The following is a 24,095-nucleotide window of genomic DNA, read 5'->3' on the forward strand; positions in this document are numbered from 1 at the left end:
TTTCTAATCTTTTTGTTGATTATGTGATTAAGAAAGTCTGCACTAGAGTTTTCAAATATATTGTATTAGAGGTCCGAAAATTCAATTTGAATTTTTTCATCATAAGACTGTATTGTAAATTCGCTTGGTGATTTTGAGTTTTTTTCTTCTGGTATTAGAATAACAGGGAGTTTAACAATAAATTCTGAACCTTTACCGGGTTTGCTTTTAAGTGATATTGATCCCTTATGCATTTTTACCAATGATTTTACTATATACAATCCTATGCCACTTCCTTCATGATTCCTATTAAAAAGAGGATCTACTTGCGTAAATCTATTAAATATTTTGTCTTGCATATTCTCAGGAATACCTATACCGGTATCTAATACGGAAATTATAATGTCTTTTCCTTTGTCTTGAATAGATATCTTTATATTATCACCGGGTTTTGTGAATTTAACAGCATTAGAAATTAAGTTTAAAATAATTCTTTCGATTTTTTCAGAGTCAATTGCTATTATCTTTTCTTCAATATCTGTATCAAATATTATATTTCTATTTTTGCTCTTTACATATTCAACGGTCGATAGAGTTAAGTTTTCAACAATTTCAACAATATTTTCGTTTTTTAAGTGCAAATTTATAAATCCAGATTCTATTTGACTTATACCTATTAAGTTATTGGTTAATTTTAACAGTCTATAGCAGTTGTGTCTTATTGTTGATATATATTTATTTAATGTTGAATTATCAATATCTTTACAATCATCTTTCGTATACAGAGACAGTAATTGAGCTACTGAAGAAATAATGTTTATTGGTGTCTTAAATTCATGTGAAATATTTGAAATAAAATCAGTTTTTATTTTGTCACATTTAACTACTTCATCTAGTAATCTTTTATTTTTATCTATCATGCTGTTAAAACTGTCGGCTAACATACCTAATTCATCTTTTCTTCTCAAATCACATTGAACTGTTAAATCTCCATTGCGAGCGATTTTCATACAATCTTTTAATTTATCAATAGGAGCTACAAAAGAGTTTGTTAGTATAATTGATAAAATTATACATATTACAAATACAATTAAGCCTATTAGCAAAGCTATATTAAAAATAGCTCTTGAAGATGAATAAAGATCGTCATAATTTGCTGTTGATACGATATAGAAATCCCATGGTTTATAGTATTTATAAGCAGCTAATTTATGTATTCCATTATATTTGTAATCAATTAGTCCATTTTTATTTTTAAGTATTTCTTTACAGAAATCAAAATTTTTAAGATTTTCACCTTCAATATTTGGATGGAGTATTACATTTCCACTTGAATCTAATATATATACATATCCAGTTTTGCCTATTATAATATCCTTTAATGTTTTTTTTAATTGAGTATTAATTTGTTTATAACCTAGTGCTATTGCACCTATAACTTTGCCATCGCTATTTGTAATTGGTTCATAGCCTGTTATATAAGTATCATTAATGATATAAGATTTTCCAAAATAGGATTTGTTATGTATTATTTTTTTATAAATTTCGGAATCATTATTAATACAAGTGCCTAATATTCTTTTGTTATCTATGGATATACTTGTTGCAATCCTTAATAATTTATTATCATGTAACAAGAAAATAGATGATATTGCATCTATTGAGTTTTTTATATTGTCGACAAAAATATTATTAAGTGCAAGATTTGTGTTTCCTGCATATAAAGATGGAAAATGACAATTTTCTAATTCGATAGTATTATTATAATTAATTCGTACATTACCTAGATTGTTTAATTGTTGTTTTGCAAAAAATAGATCTGAGTGAATTTTTTTTAAGAGTAAATGATTTCTACTATTTATCATATTGACTATTAAATCGGATACTATTTCGCTTTTTTCTGTTACCTGTTCAAAGACAGCTTTTTGTGAACTTTTAGTAATAAAAATATCAAGTGAACAAACTGAAAAAATAATAATTGCTAGATAACTTAGTAGTAATTTAGTTCTAAAGCTCATTCGTATTACCTCTTTCTTGTGCTGTAAAAAATATATTATTTGCATATATCACACATCGAGAATAATTCTACAAATGATATCAAATTCCTGTAAAAAAATAAAAAAATTTAATATTGGGATAGATTACATAAAATTGCAGGCTGTTCCAAAGGAACAGCCTGCAACAATACCTGTAATAATAAATGTAAAATTTTCTTATGAACAACTTCCAGAGCAAGAACCACAGCTTGAATTTGATTGATTCTCTGCAAGTATTCTGAAACCTAGTTCAGAATATTGAATTTCAAAATTTCCTAACTCTTCTACTACATCTTTTTCAGCTATAAATGTTAATCTGTGAGAATCATCTATTTCATCGTTTTCATTTCGCTTATCCAAAGCTAATCCAAAAGATGGACCTGCTCATCCAAAACCAGCGATATATATTCTGAGGTCTTTTCCTTCAGCATTTTGCTGTGAAACTAATTCTTCTAATTTAGATAGTGCTTCTTCATTTATTGTTACCTTCACTCGGTATCCCTCCCTCACTAAAAATTATAAACCTTATTATAAACTATTATTAGCATAAAGTGAAGAGAATATTTTAAAACTTAATAATTTATTTTAATTTTGAGAGTTCGCATGCTAACATTGAAGCTACTTTAGCATTATTATACACTAATTGAATATTTGAATCCAAACTAGAACCTTGTGTAATTTCTTTTACTTTTGCAAGTAAGAAAGGAGTTGTTTCTTTACCTTGTATTCCTTTTAGTTCTGCTTCTTTAACTGCATCATTTATGGCTTTAGTGATTGTATCATAATCCATCTCATATTCTTTTGGTATTGGATTTGCTATAACTAAACCACCATTGAGTCCTAAATCCCATTTAGCTTTTATAGCAAGTGCTAATTCAGAAGGAGAGTCAACTCTGTAATCAACACCAAAACCACTTTTTCTTGTATAGAAAGCAGGAAGTTCATCAGTGCCATATCCTATAACAGGTACACCTTGTGTTTCAAGGTATTCAAGTGTTAAACCTATATCTAGTATTGATTTTGCTCCTGCACAAACGACAGCTACATTTGTATGTGCAAGTTCTTGAAGGTCGGCTGATATATCAAATGTTTGAGTAGCTCCTCTATGAACACCACCAATTCCACCTGTTGCGAATACTTTAATTCCTGCAAGTGCTGCAATAATCATTGTAGATGCAACAGTAGTTGCTCCATCGAGCTTTTTTGCAATAATAAAAGGAATATCTCGTCTACTTGTTTTTACAATATTATCACTTTTACCTAGATAATCTATTTCTTCTTCAGTTAGTCCAACTACTAATTGACCATTTAAAATAGCTATAGTAGCAGGTACAGCTCCATTATCTCTTACAATTTTTTCAACTTTAAGAGCTGTTTCTACATTTTGGGGATATGGCATACCATGTGAAATTATGGTTGATTCTAATGCTACAACAGGTTTCCCTTGATCAAGTGCTTTTTTTACTTCGGTATTGATTTTTAAATATTTTTTTAACATAAGTTAGTTTCCTCCATTTTGTATTTAATATTATTTACTGACATATTAGGATTTATTGTGTTTTTATGAGAAAGTGCAAGAATTGAAGCTGCCATTGCAAATCTTGCAGAATAATCTATATTAAGGTCATTAAAATAACAATAAGCCAATGCAGCAATAAAGGCATCACCAGCGCCTGTTGCATTTACGACTTTTATATCAGGTGATAGAATATGTTCTTCATTAAATCCATCATTATAATAAATTCCCTCTGAACCAAGGGTTATAAAAACTCTCTTAACACCTTTATTTAAGAAGTAATGAGCTGATTTTTGCAAATCGTATTTTGTATTAATATGTATTCCAGATAGAATTTCAGCTTCAATTTTATTAGGTTTTATAGTATGAAAATATCCTATTATATTTTTAACTTTTTCTGCTTTTTTACTCGATACGGTATCTAAAAAGAAATCGGGTTTACTGTTATTCATTACAATGTATTCAATAATATCTTTAGGAAGATTAGTATCTAAAATACATAATTTCGAATTATCAATAACATGCTTTTTTGATTTAGCAAAATCTAAAGTCAATGAATTAAATATATCCATATGAGCAATTGCAATTTGCATATCTCCTTTTTCATCTAATATTGATAAATATGTTGATGTATTATGCTCACTTGAAACAAAAGTATCATTCATGTTTATGCCTATTTTTCTCGACTCATCTAATATTTTTTTTCCATAAATGTCATCTCCAAGTGCTGTTATTAGCTTTACATTGATTCCTAATTTTACGAGATTTTCACCAATATTCCTTCCAACTCCACCTAGTGAAATAGAAACCTTACCAGGATTAGAGTCTTTCATTATCAATTTATTATTTGGGAATCCAGTAATATCTATGTTTGCACCACCTAAAATACATATATATGGATCTTCTTTGATTATATATCCCTTGCCTTCAATGTAGCCCTTTTTTATCAAGTTTGTTATATGTACTGCAACGGATGAACGTGTGATTCCAAGTAAGTTTGCAAGTTCATTTTGAGAAATCAATGGATTTTGCTTTATTAAATTTAATATTTCTTTTTCTCTATTAGTCATAAAAATATCTCCTTGCACATGCTTAGATTATAAACATAAGTTTATTTACATAATACAATATTTCATATCTTTTTGCAAGGAGGAATGGGTATAAATATAAATCATATAAAATATTATATTTATGTTAATTTTATGATATAATGGAAGTGGTTAATCACAAGTAAACATTAATACTGTTTTCACATATAGAAATTAAAGATATTGTAAATGTAGTATCTAAAAAAATAATAAAAATAGATATATGACTAGGGAGTATGGATGTTATGAAGAAAAAACAGTATCTTTGGTTAAAAACTTTAATTATTGCAGTGTTTAACTATGGTTTATTTACTGTAGTTGTTCCATTGATAGATAATGGCGGTAATGTATTAATGATACCTCATACAAAAAATTATAAAATAAAATTAATTATTTTTATACCATATGCTATATTAACAGGCTATATGTATCAGAAAAGTGTTAAACGGTGATTTTTTATAAGTAAGCTGTAGATAATTTATCACATTAGGGGAAGAGAAGTGAATTTCCTAAAATTTGTAATAATATTTATATCATTAATGGTGGTATTTAAAGTAATCATAAATACAATAAGAAGTCATAACAAATGATGGAATGCTTCTTAATTTGTAGAAGTATATCTTTTCACACCCAAATTCCATTGAAATCTAACTACTAATGAGAAAACTATTATAATAAAACAATAAAACGATATATTTTTGTAATATATTTTTCCAGTCAATAATTCAACTGGAACATTTGTTGTTGAAATTATTGGTATAATCCAAGCGAAAATTATTTGGAATATTTTAGGATATATTCTTCTTGGTTTTGCTGCAAATTCAAATAGTTCTTCAGGAATTCCAAGAAGTTTTCCAGGCCTTTCTATCCAGAAAGAAAAATTAACAAAAAATTGATTTAACAAATAATAAAAATAAGCACCAAGCATAACAAATATAATAAAAAATATACCACCCATTATTGAAATATAGTTTATTTTTCGTGCTGCATAGAAAAAAGTAATAATAGGTACTATAGAGCTTATTATGCTACTTATTTCAAACTCACTAAAATTGTTTATTATTTGTGAGTCCACAGGTCTTATAAGATCATAGTCAAGCTGTCCAGCTAGAATTTTATCAGATAAATTTTCATGAGAATTAATACATAAAATATTGTAAATAGTTCCTATGATATTAAATGTTGAAATCAATATAAGAAATTCATAAAAATTAAATCCTGCGATATTATCTGTGTAACTAAAATAAACTATTGTTGTTATAATTTCGATTACTGAAAATATAGTACTAAAAATTATAACAAAAAGAGAAGTAGCTCTATAAATAAGGAATTTTTCAATACTCTGTTTAATATATTTAACATTTTGTGTGGAAGTCTCCCATCTTCTATAAGTGGGAGATGGATAACACCATTTTTGAAAGGGTTCAATGCCCTTGAAAAAATGCACTCCACTTGATATAATGAAAATATAAAAGTTCTTATAAAACTGAATATATAAGGTTGTGGTAAGAAAAAGCTTTACCACGTAAAATATTCAAGCACACGCCCTGCACCAAAAGAGCGAAAACCAAGCCTTGACGTTGGTGCAGTCCGAACTATTACAATCGTCTAAGACGGTGGTTTCTTGCCAGGAAATAAAACTGGTATTATATCGAGGTCGGTGCGACCTTTTGAGCTTGGGTAAACTTGGCACGTTGGTGCTATTGACCAAGAAGCTCCCACTTCAACGAAGTAAGTGGCGAGTAGTTCACAATGCTTAAATTTAATAATAATATTAATTACTAATAATTATTATTTTTTAATGATCAATGCTGTTTTGGGTGGTATAGCTGAAGCTGTTGTATCAGGTTGTGGAGAAGCTTTAATATATGATTGTTTTTTGGAAAATAATGAGGAAGATTCATATAAACAATACTTAGCCAATATAAATATGTGGGCTTTAAGATTTTCGGCAAGTGCAACTTTATTATCTTCACTTTTATACAAAATTAATGTGGATTTACCTATGAGTTTGTCTATATTAATTCAAGTAATTTCAATATTAGCTGTATCTAGATTAGTTGATAACAAATTATTTATGGAAGGTACATTTAATATTAAAGATGAGTTTAGACAGCAATTAGATAATATAAAAGGTTTAGTTAATAATAAAATTATAATAAAATTGTTCTTTATGTATTTTGTAATGATGATTATAATATCTAATTTAAACTATACATCTCAAGCATTTTTGCCTTCAATAGGTATAGATACAGTATATTTAGGAGTTATATTTTTTATATTTAATATAATATCATCATATGGAGCAAAACATTCAACCAAAGTTAAATTAAAAAGCACGTATATTTTGCTTGTATATGGTGTTTTGCTTATTGGATTAAACTTTTCGGGAATATATTTGTCATTAATTATACTTTGTATATCTAGATATATAAATGGTATGATATGGCCAATTTTAAATGCAGATATAAATAGTAATATAAAAGATAATAGGGCAACTATACTGTCATATAAAAGTTTATTTATTCAAATATCTTTCATTGTATTCGATCCAGTGATTGGAGTATCATTAGATGCTTTGGGCATACGTCATACATATGCATTAATGGGTATAATTACACTTGTGAGTTTAATTATTGTATTGTTATTAAAAAAGCGAAAAGGGGCTGTCGCACTAGATAATTAGTGCGTAGCTCCTTTTTCATTCTTTGCTTTTTTGTTATTGTAAAGATAATTTCTGTTTCATTAAATTTTTTATAACATTATCTTGAGGTTTAAGTGCAGATAATTCCAATTTAACAGATCTTTCGTTTGAATGTCCTTTTTGGGATTTGTTTTGTGGTTGATTGCAAAAATTTCTTGTATGTACATTATTAGAAGGTGTTTTAATTGCACAAATTCTCATATAAAAATCAACTCCATTGATATATTTATGTTATCATTACATATATTCCATCATTTTTTATTGTACCAAATAGAACGAAAAATACAATAATATACCGGTATTTTACTTAATTTTACATTGGTTCGTGGTGTGCTAAATTTTGTATTAATGGCTAAAATGGAGTCTGATCATGGTAATTCATATGATTGACAAATTATCATGTTAATGGTATAATTTTTGCAATTAACAGTAATATAGAATTGCAGTTATTATAAGGTTTTGTTCGTTTTAGGACAAGTCGATGATGGAGGATTATATGAAAAAACAACTTTCTGAAATGTCGTTAGAGGAATTGTGGATGCTATTTCCAATAATACTGGAAGAACATAACAAAGATTATGAGAGGTGGTATACAGAAGAGAAGGATAAAATTGTTAAATGCATTGGCATTCAAAATATTAGAAGAATTAATCATATTGGTAGTAGTTCTGTAAAGGGATTAATTGCTAAGCCAATTATAGATATTTTGTTAGAGGTTAATGAAGAATTAGATTTACAATGGTTAAAAGATTTACTTAAAAGTAATGGATGGACATTAATGTCAGCTTCAGATGAGGGTAAGCCGCATATGAAAATTTTTTTTAATAAAGGATATACTCCTAAAGGTTTTGCAGACAAAGTGTATCACCTTCATGTACGGTACTTAGGTGACTGGAATGAACTTTATTTCAGGGATTATCTTATTAAACATAATGATGTTGCAGATGAATATGGCAAATTGAAATTGAGTTTACTTCCGAAATACAAGAATAATCGAGATGGTTATACAGAAGCAAAAACGGATTTTATATTGAAATATTCAAATTTAGCGAGAAAAGAATTTGGAGATAGATATCTTATTAGTGATTAAGAAGAATGTTAAGTACATACTAATATTTCTAGTGCAGACTTTCTTTCATGAGGTCATTTTTCCTTGTTGCTCTATTTGCTTGGTGCAAATTATTTTAGCATAGGATGACCTCATTTTTCATATCTTTTTTATTGCTTATTATGGATAATAAACATGCTTGATGCTATTTAATTAAGCTTTTTTATTCATTCTTACAGAATTTCTTTCAATATATTACATAATTCAAATATTTTTTTCAATAGTATGTACTGTTATCTTCTATTAATGTGATTTCCATAAAATATATATATTAACCAGTTAAAAAATAATTACAGAATGAAAATTATGGTTGATAATATAAATTTTATAAATTATAATAATTTTAAAACATATTATCTAAATTTAAGTATAAGATTAAAAATTGTTTGTCATTAGCATTAGTTTTATCAATGTTTTTCTAGTTAAAAGTGTGATAGCTGGTATAGCTGGCATTCATATATGTATCTACAAGATATTTAAAAAATCTGATCAAGAAATAGCATGTTAATGAACAATAACTCTAATATAAATGGTGGTGTTTTTATGATTAAAAAATTGAGTATTATAATAACAGTATTGATATTAGTAGCAATTATGTGTTTATCATTTTTCAATTTTAAAAATAATAATAAAGTTGTAATGAATCCTAATGAAAAATTAAATGAAAGCATTAAAACTTCTATAACCAAAAATGATATAATCGACTTCAATAAATTAACAAATTTTGAATGGGATAGAATGTACGTGATTACACCTTACGGTAATCCAGAAGAGTTTTTGAAAAAGAATGATGTTAAGTGGATTCAGATAGATACGTCTATAACTATGCTAGATGATATTAATTTGATTGTTTTTACTAATTCGGGTAGAATTATTAACTACGTTAATTTTAAGAGAAAATATGGTGACTTTTCTATTAGCAGAAGTAGAGCATTTGGCAAAAATGATGCCATTTTTGGAGTGGTAAAAAAGAACGGATGGGTATACTTAATACATAAGTGAATTGCTACCGAGGCAAGCAATTGTGTTTTTTTCAATCTGAATCTATAAAATTATAATAAAGGGATCACTCATTTTTATAAAATTACCTCCAATATATTACATAAAGTCCTATTTGAGTTGCTATTAAAAACAAGCTATTTAATCCAAATTAATATAATATTTTTTCTAAGTCCTATTTCACAATATATAAAGCATGCAATGGCATATAAAAACATAGTAACCATTATTAAAATTAGCATAATATTCCCAATTTTCTTTACTTTTTTGCCGTAGGTGTATTGTAACCACTAGTTGTACGCATTGTTCCTTTGCCGTAAACATCTGGTGGATATTCAGGAGGCTTATACTTTATAAAAAAACCTGCAATAATATATAAGATTGGATAAATAATTAATACTATTAAAACGTTAATTTTACTTGAAATTAATTTCATTTTAGTATCCTATCCATTGTAGGTATAATAAAAATTTTTTTGATTTAATATGATCGAATACATTATATGGTAATAATTTGAGATTGTCAATATTTTTATGTGATCAATTGTTGAGCGATTTTACAAGACTCCCAGTTCTATAAGTGGGAGATTGAAGCTTTTGCTTCAGATGGACTAGAGTTTCCACATGAAGTTCCGATGTTGTGCTTTAGCAAAACGAGTTTACACAAATTCATAACTGTATTGATATAAAATTAAAGTAATGGTAAAATTTGATGAATACTTCAAATATACAAAAATGGAAAATAAGATAGTGAATTTAGTGTGAATTTATTTAGAGAGTTATATAGAAAACAGGGGGGAGTATATGGATGCGATAACGATGGTAAATGTGTCAAAAGAATTTAGGAGATATAAAAAAAGGGAAGGTTTTTTAGGCACATTTCAAAATTTTTTTAATAGAGAATATGAAGCTATATCAGCTGTGACAGATATGAATATATCAATAAAACGAGGAGAGATAGTTGGTTTATTGGGACCTAATGGAGCTGGAAAAACTACTATTATTAAGATGCTCTCAGGATTGCTATATCCATCTTCGGGAGATATAAAAGTATTACAGTATAATCCTTTTAAAAAAGAAGAAGCATTTAAGAAAAAAATATCCATTGTTTTAGGACAAAAACAACAGTTGTGGTGGGACATACCTGCCATAGAAAGTTTTCGTTTAAATAAAGAGATATACGAAATTGAAGATGAAAAATATAAAGATATTTTAAATACTCTTGTTGACATGCTTAATATTAAAGATTTAATAAATGTTCCAGTACGCAATCTTTCATTAGGAGAGAGAATGAAGTGTGAACTAGTAGCAGCATTACTTCACACTCCGGAAGTTCTTTATCTTGATGAGCCTACTATTGGATTGGACATGATTGCACAGAAAAAAATAAGAGATTTTATAAAAGAATATAATAAAAGATTTAATGCAACTATTATACTTACAAGCCATTATATAGAGGATATTGAAAAGCTTTGTGAGAGAACTATATTTATTAATAATGGCAAAAAGTATTATGATGGCAGTTTAGATGATTTTTTAAATCTATATGCAAAAGATTGTATTTTAAATATTGAATACTTAAGCAAAGATAATGATTTTAAATTTGATGTGTATGGTGATATTGTAAAAGAAAAAGAAAATTTATGCCGATTAAAAGTTCCTAAGGATCAGGTAGATAATATTAAACAGGAGCTAATAAGACACCAATTTATAAATAGCATAACAGTAAATCAATTGGATTCAGCTGATATTATACGTAATTCTTTTGAGAAGGAGAGAAAAGAAATTTGATAAATAAATTTAATGCTTATAAGAGAACTTTTAAATTAACTTGGTCTATGGCTATGGATTATCGCTTAAATTTTATATTTAATTTTGTATGTAGTTTTGTTCCTATAATAGCTATGATTTTTCTTTGGACGGCGATTTTTAGAGATAATACTACAGTAGGCGGTTATACTCTAAATATGATGCTTACATATTTAATAACTGCAAGATTCCTTCATCAAGTTATTGTACCAGATTTTTTTTGGGATGTATCTGAGGAAATCAAAAATGGAAGTTTATCTATGTATTTGATTAAACCTATAAGTTACATAAAATACTGGTTTTTCAAAGCTCTTGGTAATAAAAGTCAAAATTTAGTTATGACAATTATTCCTATATTATTGATAGCTCTGATATTTAGAAATAATATCGTACTAAATTCATCTATTGAAAAAATTGTATATTTTATAGTTGCTTGTAGTATTGCATATGTTTTATACTTCTTAATATTCATGCTGTTTAGTTTATTAAGTTTTTGGTTCCTTGAGATATCTAGCTTTTTTTACACACTATATATGTTTATAGAATTTTTCTCAGGCTCATTAATTCCTATAAATTTGTTACCAGCTACAATTAAAAATATACTGAAATATTTACCGTTTCAATATTTGGTATATTTTCCTATAAAAATATATTTAGCAGAAATAACTATAAATGAAATCTATACAGGATTATTTGTACAAGTTATTTGGATAGCAGTAATAGCAATAGGAATAAAATTTCTATGGAAACTTGGCATTAAGAAATTCGAAGCGTATGGAGGATAAACATGAAGAAAATATTTCGTTATCTAAAGTTGTATGTTTATTTTGTTAGAAATTGTTTAGCTAGAGAACTAGATTACAGATTAAATTTTATTACCAATTTAATTGATAGCTTTTTATGGTTTTTTATAAGTTTAGTATTTTTTGAGAGCATATATTCTCAGGTTACAACAATAAGCGGATGGACATTATATGAAACTCTTTTCTTGCTTGGGACTGCCCAAATAATTACTTCTTTATACTTTATTCTCTTTATAAATAATCTACCTAGATTACAAACTTATGTATCATCTGGAAGTTTGGATTTTATACTAATAAAACCTTGTGATCATCAATTCTTTGTTTCGCTTAGATACTTTTATTTAGGAGGTATTACTAATATAATACCAGCAGTATTTTTATTAATTTATTCTCTGCATCACATGAATCTAGTAATTACATTTTCTCAAGTTATAACTTATATATTGTTAGTTATTAATGGAGTTTTAATAGGATATGCAATATGGTTTATAATAATGACACTTTCTATATATGTTATAAAAGTTAGTGAACTTCATGAATTGTTTTTAAGCACATTAAAATTTGTTGAATATCCAGCATCTATTTACAAAGGAATTGTAAGAGTAATACTTATGTATATAGTTCCACTATTAACTATAGCTAATATTCCAGCTCAATATGTGTTAGGTGGTATTTCAACAAGAGATATATTATTTTCATTTTTGATAATGATAGTTTTAATGATAATTTGCAGAACATTTTGGAAAATATCGCTAAAAAGATATCAAAGTGCAAGCAGTTAATGTGAAATTATATTATCATTTAATATAAAAATTGAATTTTTATCAATTCGACAATACTCCCACTTCTGAAAGTGGGAGTATTAAAACTTTTTGATTCTTGCATTAGAAGGAGTAGAGTCTTCACTTGAAGTTATTACGTTTTGTTTTAGGAAGATGAGTTTGCATAACTACAAGAAGTTTTCCATGAGCTAATTTTTTATAAGAGTTTTATCATGAGATATTAAAATAATAGTGCCTTCATATTCGTTTAATAGATCCTCTGTTCAAGCTTTAATAGGGTTATTTCAAGTTTATTTTCTCTTTTTTGTTTTAAATAGAAAAAAGAAAAAATTTAATAATAATAATAACAATAACAATAAGCTTATTACTGCTAAAATAACATTACCATTCCAATTAATTTTAAATATATTAATTTTAAATAGAAAAATTATTATCGTTATGAAAATAGCAAAAAATAAGTTAGAATAATCTTTATTTTTCATAAATAAACGAAATTCATAAATCACTGGTATAAATAAAATTATGATAAAAGGATCACTCATTAATAGCCACTTCCTGTGAAGTCTTTATAAAAGCCATGTGCTACATGATATGCATCTGGAATTAGACCTATACCTATTCCTTTTGCAGCTGTTTTAGCAGCTGCTTTTGCACCACCTCTTATAACTTTAGTTGTAGCATATTTACCAACACAAACTATTTCCTCAACTAATGTTTCTGTTTTCCTTGCTGCGTGTATTGTTGCACCTACTGAGGCGGCTTTATATCCAGTATTAAATAGTTTAGTTGAATTATCACATCCTATGTAAAAATCTACTTCTTCCTTAACAGCACCTTTAACACCAGCCTTTACTTTTTCAAAGAATCCTCTACTATGAGTACTAATTCCACCAGCTGGTATAGACATACTTGATGACATAATAATCCCTCCAATTTTAAAGATTTATAGCTTATTGTTAATATATAAATTTGTTTCTCCTGTATAGTGTTTATTGGCATAAAGATTATAGTGAGAATTTTGTTTGTGAACTATATTTACAGTTTTATCATAGATAATTTGTCCATTTAAAAAAGAGATTTCAATATTAAGCATTTTTATATTAGGATCTAGATCTTTATTCATTCTAATTTCATATATATAAGTACAGTGAAAATTAGAAGCAGAATTTTTAGAATGTGCTATGATTTCAAAATCAGAATATATTTTCTGCTTTTGATTATCTGAAATAACTATATTTATAGGACAGTCATGTATCATTTGTTCAAATTCTAAATACAATAATATATGTTTATCATTAGTACTAAAAGTTTTTTTTACATTGATGGGTTTCAATTCTCCTAAATTATTTTTTTTAAAGTCTAGACATGTAGTAGCATTTAAAACTTTTGCTTTACTAAATAATTCATTTAGAAGCAACAAGTTTAACTCTAGTATTTTTTGATTATTTTCTGTTATAATTAAATATTCTTCTTTTAAAAGAAATTCAGGTAAATCGAAAAAGCCATCTTGTGATATTATATTAGAACTAGAATCTTTGGATTTTAATGTTAGTTCTCTATTTGATAATATCGGAATATATAAGTTTGAAAAAATAAAAACACCTCCTTAGAAACACTGAAAATAATAAACTTGGTGATTTAGAGTTTAATTCTCAAGGTATTCCTCTCTGCCCTTTAACAAAAGAATCTTTTAAACCAGAAGGTTCTTGTAAAGGTAAAAATAGAAGCTTAAGATTTAAATATACTTGTCCAAAATATTGTAAGGATAAACATGGAAAACGATATCATACTTGCAAAAATCCTTGTACTGATAAAAAAAGTGAACGTATGCCTTATGTTTATCCAGATAAAGATTTTAGACTTTACCCTGGTATACAACGAAATTCCAAAGAATGGGATAAGCAATATAAAAATCGCTGTTGTATTGAGAGAGAGTTATTTTGTATCAAATCAAACCCTTGTATATTGTCACCGTTAACTGTGAGTATAAAAACAATGCGAGCAGATGTATATCTAGCCAGTATAACAAAGCAAATCAATGTTATACTGACTTATTATATAAGAACTATTAAACCATTACTTAAAATTGCGGTGTAATCCACATATTGATTAAACTCACCGTGCTACGCACTTCATTTTTTAAAAGCTTTTTTCAGCATACTCTTTTTTGCACATTTTTAATAAATTTTTAAAAGTTATCCACAGATTTTAATCTTCATATTCTGCATTCACCTAAAGAATGAATAAATTTTACCTAATTATTGTAACATATTACAATTGTATTTTGCAAGTTAAAACTACAGCAATCTGCAATTCGTAAATTCGTAATATGCAATACAAATATTTAATATCATATATTTCTTATTAATATTCACTATAAAAATCTCTGCATACTGTATTTTTTCGTTGTAATATATATGATAAAAATCTAAATTACGAATTGAAGATAATAGAAAGCTTTAATTCACAGTGGTGAGCAGTAAATATCAAATTCAATTATTGATAGAAAACGTATACATTGAAGAATTAATGAATATGTTATCATTTTAGTTATTTTATGGTATAATGATACTATGCATCGAGCAAATATGAAGATGTTTTTTTAATGACACAAGAAAATTATGGGGTGCAAAGAGCATGGGCAAATGCTAAAGAGTATTTTATTTTAAATGACATTCTTAGGGATAAACCAAAGATATTTGTTTATAAGAATAATAAATTGTTATACTCGATAGATAATGATATAAATAATGATGGTTTATATGAAAATATATTTTTCAACTCTTCAGGAGATAAATTTGTTTGTCAAAAGTTAGATAAATCAAAAAAACAATGGCAATTAGATATATTTAATGCAGAGGATGGAGTAAAGGAAGAAACTTATTTCAAACAAAAAAATGAGCATTTTGTTTTACTGCAATGGACTGAAAAAGGAATGATTTTCGGAAAATATGACGGTTGGGAAGAAAGGAGTAAACTCATACCAAAGCTCTTTATGTTAAATCAACAAAAAGAGTTTCAAGAGATATGGGATTATTCACATACTCCTTATGAAGTGTGTGATATTAATGGTGAGTGGGCGTTATTAAAAAGATAAAAAAAGAGAAAAAATATAAGGCATTGATAGCCTGTAATAAAAGTCATGTGATTTGGGCAAAAAGCTTGAATTTATATGGCTTTTGTATTAGTTAGAAGGTTTATTTATGGTATAGTGATAAATGTATTTTGGTAAGATTATGAAGTTATTAGGAACAAATCAGATATTAAAGGAAAATAAGTTAAATATGAGAATACTTAAATGATTAAATATTGAAAGGAATATAGTTATGATTAAAATTAATGAAATATTAAATGTAATCATATCCAATTATCATGAAATTTTAAAGACTGATCTTGTTGGAATTTATCTTCATGGGTCATTAGCCATGAATTGTTTTAATCCTGATTCAAGTGATATTGATTTTTTAGTTATTGTGAAAAAAGATATTAGTTTTAAAGCTAAGAAAAAACTAATAGATGTGTTGTTGAAATTATCAAAAGATGGACCTAGAAAAGGATTTGAAATGAGCATTATTCTTGAGAAGGATGCACAAAATTTTACATATCCTACACCATTTATTTTGCATTATTCAGATTATTATAAAGAAAAATATATAAGTAATCCTCAATACATATGTGGAAATTCTACAGATCCTGATTTAGCAGCACATATAGTTATTACAATAGAAAGAGGACGTTGTTTGTTTGGAAAGCCAATAAAGGAGGTATTTCAAACTGTTCCTAAGAAATATTATATTGAATCTATTATAAGTGATATTCAAGATGCAAAAGAAGAAATTACTAATAATCCTATTTATTCCATACTTAATCTTTGTAGAGTATTGTATTATTTAAAAGAACGCGCTGTATGTTCTAAAAAGGAAGGTGGAGAATGGGCTATTGAGAATCTTACATATCAATATATAGATACTGTAAAATTAGCCTTATTAGGATATATAAATTCTGATAATACAATTGAGTGGAATCAAGATCAGTTGATTTGTTTTGCTGACTTTATGCTAGAAGAAATAAATAATGAATATGTTGTATTTAGAAAAAATAATTGAAGAGGTAAATAAAGAATGAGACTTGAATTAACTCTAAATTCCTTATATATTTGTGTGAAAGATATGAATAGAGCAATAAATTTTTATGAGCAGTTTTTTGAACAAAAAGTTGATAAGAAAGATGATATATTTAGTGTTTTTATAAATGAAAATCAAGTATTAGAATTTAAAGATAGCGAAGGTAATGATATAGAGGTTTATTGTAGAATTTTATAAGGGAGAGTTAAATATGGATGAGTGGTTTACAATTGAGAATATTGATGATGAGACTTATGCAATAAGTGAATATGGGCATTGGGAAAAAGTACACTCCTATTTATTGATAGGCAAAACATCTGCTATTTTAATTGATACTGGTTTAGGGATAGGAAATATTAAAAATGAAGTAGAAAAGTTGACAGAATTACCTATTACAGTAGTTACAACACATGTACATTGGGATCATATAGGTGGACATGAATTGTTTAATGACATTTGTGTTCACAAAGATGATGCAGAATGGTTAATAAATGGCATTCCTGTTCCACTTAATGTAACTAAGAATAATGTTATGGCAGAGCCTTTTAGTAAAAAGCCACCAATTGAATTTAATATAAATAATTATAAAGTTTATACTGGAGAGCTAAATAGAATATTAAGTGATAATGATATTATAGATATCGGTTCAAGAAAATTAAGAGTTATTCATACTCCAGGACATTCACCAGGTCATATTTGTCTTTTTGAAGAAAAAAGGGGGTATCTATATACAGGGGATTTAGTTTATAAAGGAACTTTGTATGCATTTTATCCTAGTACAGATCCTATATTGTTTAAGCAATCAATAGATAAAATCAGTAAGTTAGAAGGAACAATAAAAATATTACCAGCACATAATGAGTTGAATGTACAAGTAAATTTAATAAGTAGTATTAAGAATGCATTTAAGAAGATAGAAGATAAAAATATGTTAAAGCAGGGCAGTGGAATATTTATTTCGGTGAATTCAAAATACATATATAGGAGGAATTATATGAAAACTAAAGTATATGATTTAGGCACAGAGGAGTACAAAGAATTGAGAAAAATGAATATAAAAGAGATTATCTTTGATCTAGATGGAACTCTTTGGGATTCAACTGATGTGGTTTTGAAAGCATGGAATGATATGCTGTCAGGTATAAAAGAAGTACAAAACCCACTTACAAAAGAAGAACTTCAAAGTATAATGGGATTACAATTAGAAGAGATAGGACCTGTATTATTTCCGTATTTAGATGATGAATTCAGAATAGGACTTATGAAAAAATGTTGTGTTATGGAACAGCAGTGGATTAGAAAACAAGGCGGCAATCTTTTTAATGACTTAGAAGAAATATTAAAAATGCTTTCACAAAAATACAAATTATTTATTGTAAGTAATTGTGACTGTGGCTATATAGAATCCTTTTTAGAATATCATCATGAACTAAAATCATATTTTATTGACTTTGAATGTGCAGGCAATACTGGTCTATCAAAGGGAGAAAATATTGATAGAATAATACAAAAACATAAACTTAAAAATCCTATATATGTAGGAGATACTCAAGGAGATTGCGATGCAGCAAAGATAGCTAATATACCATTTGTATTTGCTAGCTATGGTTTTGGAAAAGTAAGTAGTTATGATTATAAGCTTGAACAAATATCAGATTTAGTGAACTACTCGCCACTTACTTCGTTGAAGTGGGAGCTTCTTGGTCAATAGCACCAACGTGCCAAGTTTACCCAAGCTCAAAAGGTCGCACCGACCTCGATATAATACCAGTTTTATTTCTTGGCAAGAAACCACCGTCTTAGACGATTGTAATCGTTCGGACTGCACCAACGTCAAGGCTTGGTTTTCGCTCTTTTGGTGCAGGACGTGTGCTTGAATATTTTACGTGGTAAAGCTTTTTCTTACCACAACCTTATATATTCAGTTTTATAAGAACTTTTATATTTTCATTATATCAAGTGGAGTGCATTTTTTCAAGGGCATTGAACCCTTTCAAAAATGGTGTTATCCATCTCCCACTTATAGAAGATGGGAAATAGCCCAAACTTACATGGCTTTTATTTATACTAAAATATAGATATGCTGCTTTCCAAATTAAGATATTACTCATTCTCTGGATCACCTATAACTCTTCACTCTTAATTCTTCATTTTTAACTATATAAATTATTTATGTTTTTTAAATAATTTATATATATGTTGACCTTCGCCTTAGACTAAGGTTTATACTTGAAGCAGATACTAGGTTAGGGAGGAATAATATGTCTAAAAGATATTCAATTAATGAAGTAGCAAAAATTTTCAATATAACTACTAACAAATTAAGATTCTATGAGAAAAAAGGTTTAATAAAATCTTTAAGGGATAATACAAACAACTACCGATACTATAGCAAGGAACATTTAGTTAGAATACAGACTATACTTATGTATAGGGTTTTAGATTTTTCAATAGAGGATATTCAACAGGTTATAGATGAAAATTACAAGGATAATATATTGAATCATTTTTACAAGCAGTGGGAAGTAGTAAATGATGAAATGCATAGATTAAGATTATTGAAAGACTCTATTGAAGAATTGATGGATGCAATGTATGAATCTGATGATGAAAAGTATGTAGATAAAATTATAGAATCTGCACAAAGAATTAATAAAGTAAACAATATTAAAGATAATTGGAAAGATAAGTGGGACTTTGATAATTGGGCTAAAACATATGATATATCGATTAGAAAAGATATAGGAAGTCTCAAAATATATAAGAATTATGATGAAATATTACAAACTGTATATAAAAAGTCAACTGAGAATATTCAAAAGGATGTAAGTAGCATTAAGGTTATGGATATAGGAGTTGGAACAGGAAATCTTTCAGAAAAGTATTTGAACAAAGGATACAATATTGTAGGTATAGATCAATCAAGAGAAATGCTGAATACAGCAAAACATAAATTTCCTAATTTAAAAGTAAGGCTAGGAGAATTTTTAAAAATACCTTTTGATAATAGTGAATTTGATATTATTGTTTCTACCTATGCTTTTCATCATTTAAATGATACTGAGAAAAATCTAGCTATTAAAGAAATGATGAGGGTATTAAAATATGATGGGAGGATTGTTATTGGAGATTTGATGTTTGAAAATAATGTAAAAAGGGAAGAGTTAATGAGAGAATTTACAAAGGATCAAATAGAAGAAATAGAAGATGAATATTACTCTAATATTGAGAAATTAGAAACAGAATTCAATAAATATGGTAAGCGATTGGTTAAATATAAAATTGATAAGTTGAATTTTGTTATATGTGTTCAATAGTTATTTGTTTTGTATATTTAGTAGTTTCTTTCCGTGTGTTTAGGGTATAATTAGCATAAGAGGAACATATGGAGGGATTGTATGAAAACACGATTGCCAATAGGAATAAGTGATTTTAAGAGAATAATAGATGATAATTATTACTTCGTAGATAAAAGCTTATTTATAAAAGAGATAATTGAGGACGGCTCACAGGTTATACTTCTTCCAAGACCAAGGAGATTTGGTAAAACTCTTAATATGAGTATGCTTAAATATTTTTATGAAAAATGTGAGCATGACCATTCCTACCTTTTTAAGGATTTGATGATAAATAAACATGAAGAAATAATGAATATGCAGGGAAAGTATCCTGTGATTTATATTACATTCAAAGATGTAAAAAATAAAGATTGTGATAAATGCTTTGGAAAATTAAAGGAATTAATATCAAAAGAATACTATAAATACAAATTATTATTAGATGACTATTTGGATGAATTTCAAAAAGCATATTATGACAAAATTCTGTATATGGAAGCAACTGAAGCACAATATGAAACTAGTTTGATGAATTTAAGTGAATTTTTAAGCAGGTATTATGGAGAAAAAGTAGTTATACTTTTGGATGAATATGATGTACCAATACAAAGTGGATATATGAATGGGTACTATGATGAAATAATAGAATTTATGAGGAACTTTCTGGGTGGTGTGCTTAAGGATAATATTTACTTAGAAAAAGCTGTATTAACAGGAATACTTAGAGTGGCAAAGGAAAGTATATTTTCAGGTCTGAATAATTTATCAGTATATACCGTAGTTAATTATCATTATAGTGATAGTTTTGGATTTTTAGATAAAGAAGTAGAAGAATTATTAAAATATTATAATAAAAATTATGAAATAGAAGAAATAAGAAAGTGGTACAATGGATACAATTTTGGAAATAATGTTATATATAATCCTTGGTCCATATTAAATTTTATTAAAAATGATAAGGAAGGTTTTAAACCTTATTGGGTAAATACCAGCAGTAATGATTTAATAAAAAGGGTACTTGCAAGAGGAGGAAGTGAGTTAAAAACAGAACTTGAAGATTTAATAAAAGGAAAAGAAATTGAAAAAGTGGTGAATGAAAATATAGTAATGCATGAAATAGAAACAGATGCTGATAATGCATGGAGTTTCTTGTTATTTAGTGGATATCTGAAAGTAGTTAATAAAAGAGTAGAAAAAGGAAGAACATATTGTAGCATGCAAATACCTAATTTAGAAGTAAAATATTTATACGAAGATATTATATTAGCTTGGTTTAAAGAAAATATAAATATTGAAAAATTCAATGTTATGCTAAAGAGTTTAATAAGTGGGGATATAAAAATTTTTACCAAGATATTTAAAGAGTTTGTATTAAATTCAGTAAGTTATTTTGATGTTTCAGGAAAAGAAAGCGAAAAGGTGTATCATTCTTTTGTGTTAGGCATACTTATAGCACTTTCAGATGATTATGAAGTTAAATCTAATAGGGAAAGTGGATATGGTAGATACGATATAATGATTATACCGAGGGATACAAATAAAAAAGGAATAATAATGGAATTTAAAAAGGCTGATGAATATGATAATGAAACTTTAGAAAAAGCTACTGAAAATGCTTTGAAACAAATAAGGGATAGAAATTATAAACAAGAACTTATAGATAGAGGTATTGAGGATATTATTGAGCTTGGTATAGCTTTTGAAGGTAAGAAGGTTTTAGTTAAAGAGTATAGCAAATAAATATAGTGTGGATATATGAGGATAAGCTCCATCTTGTTTAGGCATTTGAAAGAAAATAACAAGTCAAAGATGCGACGTATATTTTGTGAAATACAAAGAGTTGGGTTCCGCTGATAGTAGGTTCTATCAACGGGTTCCAACGATGAAGTAGTTCGCAAAATAGACTAGCATACTGATTAGTTATTTTTTTGAAAATGCCTTAAGTTGGAGCTTTAAAAATTTAACTTTTAAAATTATATATGACATATCATTATTGCTGCACAAAATATTTTACTGGAATTGGTAATGAATATTTGATAAAATGTATGTAAATACATAAGAAAACAGAGGGGCATAACATGGAAAAAGTTGATTTGAGTAGATATCATAAAGTTGGAATAGTTACAGAAGAATTAGCTAAGAAAGCTGATTTTGATTTTACAGGTGTTGTGTATGCTGCCCCAGGATTAATTAAGCACATTAAAAGAAGGCATGAGAGGGGAAAAGATGCATTAGACCATGACATAATAAATAATATACTTTCTGTTATTGAAAATATTATATCTTCTCCAGATTATATTGGGAAACATCCTAAGAAAGTTGGGACAAGCATTGAATTTGTGAAAAAGATGGGAGAAAATCTGTTAGTTGCAGTTGATGTTGATTTGAGCAATAAATATATTTATGTTTCCTCTTTGTATCCAATATCTGAAGGAAAAATAAAAAATAGAGTTAATAGTGGAAGATTTGTTAAATGTACAGACAGAGGAATGGAAGAAGTAGCTGTTACGGATAAAGAGTATATGTAAGAAATTTTTTGAAATTTGATTGAAATATATATATCTTTGTGGTATAATACAAATAGTGTGTGGATAAGATTAATAATGTAAACGTTTCGATTGAGCTGTGAGGATCGGAAATGGCACCCGACACGCTGTCTAGTTTTAGGCAGTAAACAGGTATGCAGGATACGCCGCCCTGCCAGAGTTCGGTCGATTAATATATGAGAGAAAACGTACCTCGAGAGGTGCGTTTTTTGGTTTTTAGTGAAAACTTTTCTAGATAAATAAACTAGTTAGAATAGTTTATTTACAAAAACATTTTTGCTGATTTATGTGATTAAGAAAGTTTGTGATAGAAATTTAGTGTGTAAATGTGCAAAATATTCTGTGGATAACTTTGAGTTATCCACAGAATATTTTTATTCCACCATATATCCACACAAAGTTATACACAATTTGTGGATAAGCTGTGACTAAACTGCTGTAATATTGTGAAGATTTTTAATTAAGAAGTTCCCACTTCAGCGTGAGCAAGTTGAGGGAGAGGTCACTTTCAGCTTTCTACTATTTGGTAGAATATTCACTTGATATTATGTTCATATAAAAAGTTATCATCATTTAAAACATTTTTATAAACATCATCTCTTACTATGGTATGTTCATTGGAAAAGACAATTGCTCTTTTGAAAATACCATCTACATACTCAAAATCATGAGTAGAGCATATTATGGTTTTACCTGATTCATTTAATTTTATTATTAGATTCTTTAAAAATCTCTTTGTTTTTGGATCCAAACTGTTCATGGGTTCATCAAGAGTAATAACATCTGGATTTAGAGATAAAACGCAAGCGATAGCAACTTTTTTCTTTTCTCCACCACTTAAGTTGTAAGGTTGTCTATATTTAAGTTCGTTAATTTCTAGTAGATCTAAGCAATCATTTACTCTTTTTTCTACTTGAGTTTCATTCATTCCCATTTGCCTAGGTCCAAAAGCGATTTCGTCATATACATTTGCACAGAAAAGCTGAGTTTCTGAGTTTTGGAAAATAAAGCCTATTTTTTTATGAAAGAGTTTTGAAAATTTAATATTGCTCAATTGCTTTTTTGTTATATTAGTGCCTTCAAACTTATATTCACCTTTGTTTGGAAATAAAATACCATTTATAAGTTTTAACAGGGTTGATTTACCACTTCCATTAGGACCTAACAGTGCAATAGATTCGCCTTTATCAATATGTAAATTAATATTTGTTAAGGCTATATTGTTGTTATACGAATATTCAACATTAGTAATATCAATCATATT

Annotated in this window: 23 protein-coding genes; 14 read left to right on the top strand and 9 right to left on the bottom strand. The window is 27.4% G+C overall.

Annotation, left to right across the window (positions count from 1 at the left end; all coding sequences use genetic code 11):
• Window positions 1-65: 65 nt before the first annotated feature.
• The 4 genes from CLTEP_RS08875 to CLTEP_RS08890 form a co-directional block, all read right to left on the bottom strand.
• A complete protein-coding gene (locus CLTEP_RS08875; RefSeq protein ID WP_066825645.1) occupies window positions 66-1,997 on the bottom strand; it encodes a Cache 3/Cache 2 fusion domain-containing protein in 1,932 nt (643 codons plus the stop codon).
• A gap of 195 nt (window positions 1,998-2,192) precedes the next feature.
• Window positions 2,193-2,375, bottom strand: a complete 183-nt coding sequence (locus CLTEP_RS08880) for a hypothetical protein (RefSeq protein ID WP_066825649.1) — start codon at window positions 2,373-2,375, stop codon at window positions 2,193-2,195.
• Between the two features lie 220 nt (window positions 2,376-2,595).
• Window positions 2,596-3,513 (bottom strand): pseudouridine-5'-phosphate glycosidase, encoded by a 918-nt coding sequence (locus CLTEP_RS08885; protein ID WP_066825651.1) that lies wholly within the window; start codon window positions 3,511-3,513, stop codon window positions 2,596-2,598.
• Window positions 3,507-4,601, bottom strand: coding sequence for a PfkB family carbohydrate kinase (locus CLTEP_RS08890; protein WP_066825654.1), 1,095 nt, complete (start codon window positions 4,599-4,601; stop codon window positions 3,507-3,509). The genes CLTEP_RS08885 and CLTEP_RS08890 overlap by 7 nt, the downstream gene beginning before the upstream one ends.
• A gap of 263 nt (window positions 4,602-4,864) precedes the next feature.
• On the opposite strand from CLTEP_RS08890, the gene CLTEP_RS08895 reads away from it, so the two are divergent.
• Entirely contained in the window at window positions 4,865-5,071 is a 207-nt protein-coding gene (locus CLTEP_RS08895; RefSeq protein ID WP_066825656.1) for a hypothetical protein, read from the top strand.
• Between the two features lie 149 nt (window positions 5,072-5,220).
• Here the strand turns inward: CLTEP_RS08895 and CLTEP_RS08900 are convergent, their stop codons facing one another.
• A complete protein-coding gene (locus CLTEP_RS08900) occupies window positions 5,221-6,144 on the bottom strand; it encodes an ABC-2 family transporter protein (protein WP_341372117.1) in 924 nt (307 codons plus the stop codon).
• 210 nt (window positions 6,145-6,354) lie between these two features.
• Between CLTEP_RS08900 and CLTEP_RS08905 the strand changes: the two genes are divergently transcribed.
• Entirely contained in the window at window positions 6,355-7,305 is a 951-nt protein-coding gene (locus tag CLTEP_RS08905; protein ID WP_066825662.1) for an MFS transporter, read from the top strand.
• A 33-nt stretch (window positions 7,306-7,338) separates the two neighbouring features.
• Here CLTEP_RS08905 and CLTEP_RS08910 read toward each other — a convergent pair whose 3' ends face one another.
• Complete coding sequence (locus CLTEP_RS08910; RefSeq protein ID WP_066825665.1) at window positions 7,339-7,524, bottom strand: hypothetical protein; 186 nt, start codon at window positions 7,522-7,524, stop codon at window positions 7,339-7,341.
• Window positions 7,525-7,819: 295 nt separating this feature from the next.
• Here CLTEP_RS08910 and CLTEP_RS08915 point away from each other — a divergent pair, with 295 nt between their 5' ends.
• The 5 genes from CLTEP_RS08915 to CLTEP_RS08935 all read left to right on the top strand — a co-directional run bounded on the left by CLTEP_RS08915 (window position 7,820) and on the right by CLTEP_RS08935 (window position 12,823).
• Window positions 7,820-8,413 carry a GrpB family protein gene (locus tag CLTEP_RS08915; RefSeq protein WP_066825668.1) on the top strand — a complete coding sequence of 198 codons (594 nt, stop codon included), beginning with the start codon at window positions 7,820-7,822 and terminating at the stop codon, window positions 8,411-8,413.
• A 561-nt stretch (window positions 8,414-8,974) separates the two neighbouring features.
• A complete protein-coding gene (locus CLTEP_RS08920; protein ID WP_066825671.1) occupies window positions 8,975-9,433 on the top strand; it encodes a hypothetical protein in 459 nt (152 codons plus the stop codon).
• Between the two features lie 800 nt (window positions 9,434-10,233).
• Window positions 10,234-11,220: an ABC transporter ATP-binding protein gene (locus tag CLTEP_RS08925; RefSeq protein WP_066825674.1), complete on the top strand. Its 987-nt coding sequence runs from the start codon at window positions 10,234-10,236 to the stop codon at window positions 11,218-11,220.
• Window positions 11,217-12,023, top strand: a complete 807-nt coding sequence (locus CLTEP_RS08930) for an ABC transporter permease (protein ID WP_084364814.1) — start codon at window positions 11,217-11,219, stop codon at window positions 12,021-12,023. Before CLTEP_RS08925 ends, CLTEP_RS08930 begins: the two co-directional genes overlap by 4 nt.
• A gap of 2 nt (window positions 12,024-12,025) precedes the next feature.
• Window positions 12,026-12,823 carry an ABC transporter permease gene (locus CLTEP_RS08935; RefSeq protein ID WP_084364816.1) on the top strand — a complete coding sequence of 266 codons (798 nt, stop codon included), beginning with the start codon at window positions 12,026-12,028 and terminating at the stop codon, window positions 12,821-12,823.
• Window positions 12,824-13,364: 541 nt separating this feature from the next.
• Here CLTEP_RS08935 and CLTEP_RS08945 read toward each other — a convergent pair.
• Together CLTEP_RS08945 and CLTEP_RS08950 are read right to left on the bottom strand one after the other, a co-directional pair.
• A complete protein-coding gene (locus CLTEP_RS08945) occupies window positions 13,365-13,742 on the bottom strand; it encodes a hypothetical protein (RefSeq protein WP_066825681.1) in 378 nt (125 codons plus the stop codon).
• 24 nt (window positions 13,743-13,766) lie between these two features.
• Window positions 13,767-14,240, bottom strand: a complete 474-nt coding sequence (locus CLTEP_RS08950) for a hypothetical protein (RefSeq protein ID WP_066825684.1) — start codon at window positions 14,238-14,240, stop codon at window positions 13,767-13,769.
• A 1,188-nt stretch (window positions 14,241-15,428) separates the two neighbouring features.
• Here CLTEP_RS08950 and CLTEP_RS08955 point away from each other — a divergent pair.
• From CLTEP_RS08955 to CLTEP_RS08990, 7 genes are all read left to right on the top strand, one after another.
• Entirely contained in the window at window positions 15,429-15,920 is a 492-nt protein-coding gene (locus tag CLTEP_RS08955) for a hypothetical protein (protein WP_066825686.1), read from the top strand.
• A gap of 229 nt (window positions 15,921-16,149) precedes the next feature.
• Window positions 16,150-16,929: an aminoglycoside adenylyltransferase domain-containing protein gene (locus tag CLTEP_RS08960; RefSeq protein WP_066825690.1), complete on the top strand. Its 780-nt coding sequence runs from the start codon at window positions 16,150-16,152 to the stop codon at window positions 16,927-16,929.
• A 15-nt stretch (window positions 16,930-16,944) separates the two neighbouring features.
• Entirely contained in the window at window positions 16,945-17,145 is a 201-nt protein-coding gene (locus tag CLTEP_RS14400) for a VOC family protein (RefSeq protein WP_084364818.1), read from the top strand.
• A 13-nt stretch (window positions 17,146-17,158) separates the two neighbouring features.
• Entirely contained in the window at window positions 17,159-18,658 is a 1,500-nt protein-coding gene (locus CLTEP_RS15650) for an HAD-IA family hydrolase (protein WP_341372118.1), read from the top strand.
• Between the two features lie 550 nt (window positions 18,659-19,208).
• Window positions 19,209-20,264, top strand: a complete 1,056-nt coding sequence (locus CLTEP_RS08980; protein WP_066825696.1) for a MerR family transcriptional regulator — start codon at window positions 19,209-19,211, stop codon at window positions 20,262-20,264.
• Window positions 20,265-20,345: 81 nt separating this feature from the next.
• Window positions 20,346-22,025, top strand: coding sequence for an AAA family ATPase (locus CLTEP_RS08985; RefSeq protein WP_066825700.1), 1,680 nt, complete (start codon window positions 20,346-20,348; stop codon window positions 22,023-22,025).
• A 338-nt stretch (window positions 22,026-22,363) separates the two neighbouring features.
• Entirely contained in the window at window positions 22,364-22,813 is a 450-nt protein-coding gene (locus CLTEP_RS08990; protein ID WP_066825702.1) for a PBECR3 domain-containing polyvalent protein, read from the top strand.
• 553 nt (window positions 22,814-23,366) lie between these two features.
• Here the strand turns inward: CLTEP_RS08990 and CLTEP_RS08995 are convergent.
• Window positions 23,367-24,092, bottom strand: a complete 726-nt coding sequence (locus CLTEP_RS08995; protein ID WP_066825704.1) for an energy-coupling factor ABC transporter ATP-binding protein — start codon at window positions 24,090-24,092, stop codon at window positions 23,367-23,369.
• Window positions 24,093-24,095 lie beyond the last annotated feature (3 nt).

Origin of the sequence: Clostridium tepidiprofundi DSM 19306 (assembly GCF_001594005.1) — a bacterium.
Lineage (GTDB): Bacteria > Bacillota > Clostridia > Clostridiales > Clostridiaceae > Clostridium_AC > Clostridium_AC tepidiprofundi.

What these genes read in the sequence shown, in the direction of transcription:
- CLTEP_RS08875 (WP_066825645.1), bottom strand. Translation starts at nt 1,997, where the DNA reads ATGAGCTTTAGAACTAAATTACTACTAAGTTATCTAGCAATTATTATT.
- CLTEP_RS08885 (WP_066825651.1), bottom strand. Translation starts at nt 3,513, where the DNA reads ATGTTAAAAAAATATTTAAAAATCAATACCGAAGTAAAAAAAGCACTT.
- CLTEP_RS08890 (WP_066825654.1), bottom strand. Translation starts at nt 4,601, where the DNA reads ATGACTAATAGAGAAAAAGAAATATTAAATTTAATAAAGCAAAATCCA.
- CLTEP_RS08895 (WP_066825656.1), top strand. Translation starts at nt 4,865, where the DNA reads ATGAAGAAAAAACAGTATCTTTGGTTAAAAACTTTAATTATTGCAGTG.
- CLTEP_RS08910 (WP_066825665.1), bottom strand. Translation starts at nt 7,524, where the DNA reads ATGAGAATTTGTGCAATTAAAACACCTTCTAATAATGTACATACAAGA.
- CLTEP_RS08915 (WP_066825668.1), top strand. Translation starts at nt 7,820, where the DNA reads ATGAAAAAACAACTTTCTGAAATGTCGTTAGAGGAATTGTGGATGCTA.
- CLTEP_RS08920 (WP_066825671.1), top strand. Translation starts at nt 8,975, where the DNA reads ATGATTAAAAAATTGAGTATTATAATAACAGTATTGATATTAGTAGCA.
- CLTEP_RS08925 (WP_066825674.1), top strand. Translation starts at nt 10,234, where the DNA reads ATGGATGCGATAACGATGGTAAATGTGTCAAAAGAATTTAGGAGATAT.
- CLTEP_RS08935 (WP_084364816.1), top strand. Translation starts at nt 12,026, where the DNA reads ATGAAGAAAATATTTCGTTATCTAAAGTTGTATGTTTATTTTGTTAGA.
- CLTEP_RS08945 (WP_066825681.1), bottom strand. Translation starts at nt 13,742, where the DNA reads ATGTCATCAAGTATGTCTATACCAGCTGGTGGAATTAGTACTCATAGT.
- CLTEP_RS08955 (WP_066825686.1), top strand. Translation starts at nt 15,429, where the DNA reads ATGACACAAGAAAATTATGGGGTGCAAAGAGCATGGGCAAATGCTAAA.
- CLTEP_RS08960 (WP_066825690.1), top strand. Translation starts at nt 16,150, where the DNA reads ATGATTAAAATTAATGAAATATTAAATGTAATCATATCCAATTATCAT.
- CLTEP_RS14400 (WP_084364818.1), top strand. Translation starts at nt 16,945, where the DNA reads ATGAGACTTGAATTAACTCTAAATTCCTTATATATTTGTGTGAAAGAT.
- CLTEP_RS15650 (WP_341372118.1), top strand. Translation starts at nt 17,159, where the DNA reads ATGGATGAGTGGTTTACAATTGAGAATATTGATGATGAGACTTATGCA.
- CLTEP_RS08980 (WP_066825696.1), top strand. Translation starts at nt 19,209, where the DNA reads ATGTCTAAAAGATATTCAATTAATGAAGTAGCAAAAATTTTCAATATA.
- CLTEP_RS08985 (WP_066825700.1), top strand. Translation starts at nt 20,346, where the DNA reads ATGAAAACACGATTGCCAATAGGAATAAGTGATTTTAAGAGAATAATA.
- CLTEP_RS08990 (WP_066825702.1), top strand. Translation starts at nt 22,364, where the DNA reads ATGGAAAAAGTTGATTTGAGTAGATATCATAAAGTTGGAATAGTTACA.
- CLTEP_RS08995 (WP_066825704.1), bottom strand. Translation starts at nt 24,092, where the DNA reads ATGATTGATATTACTAATGTTGAATATTCGTATAACAACAATATAGCC.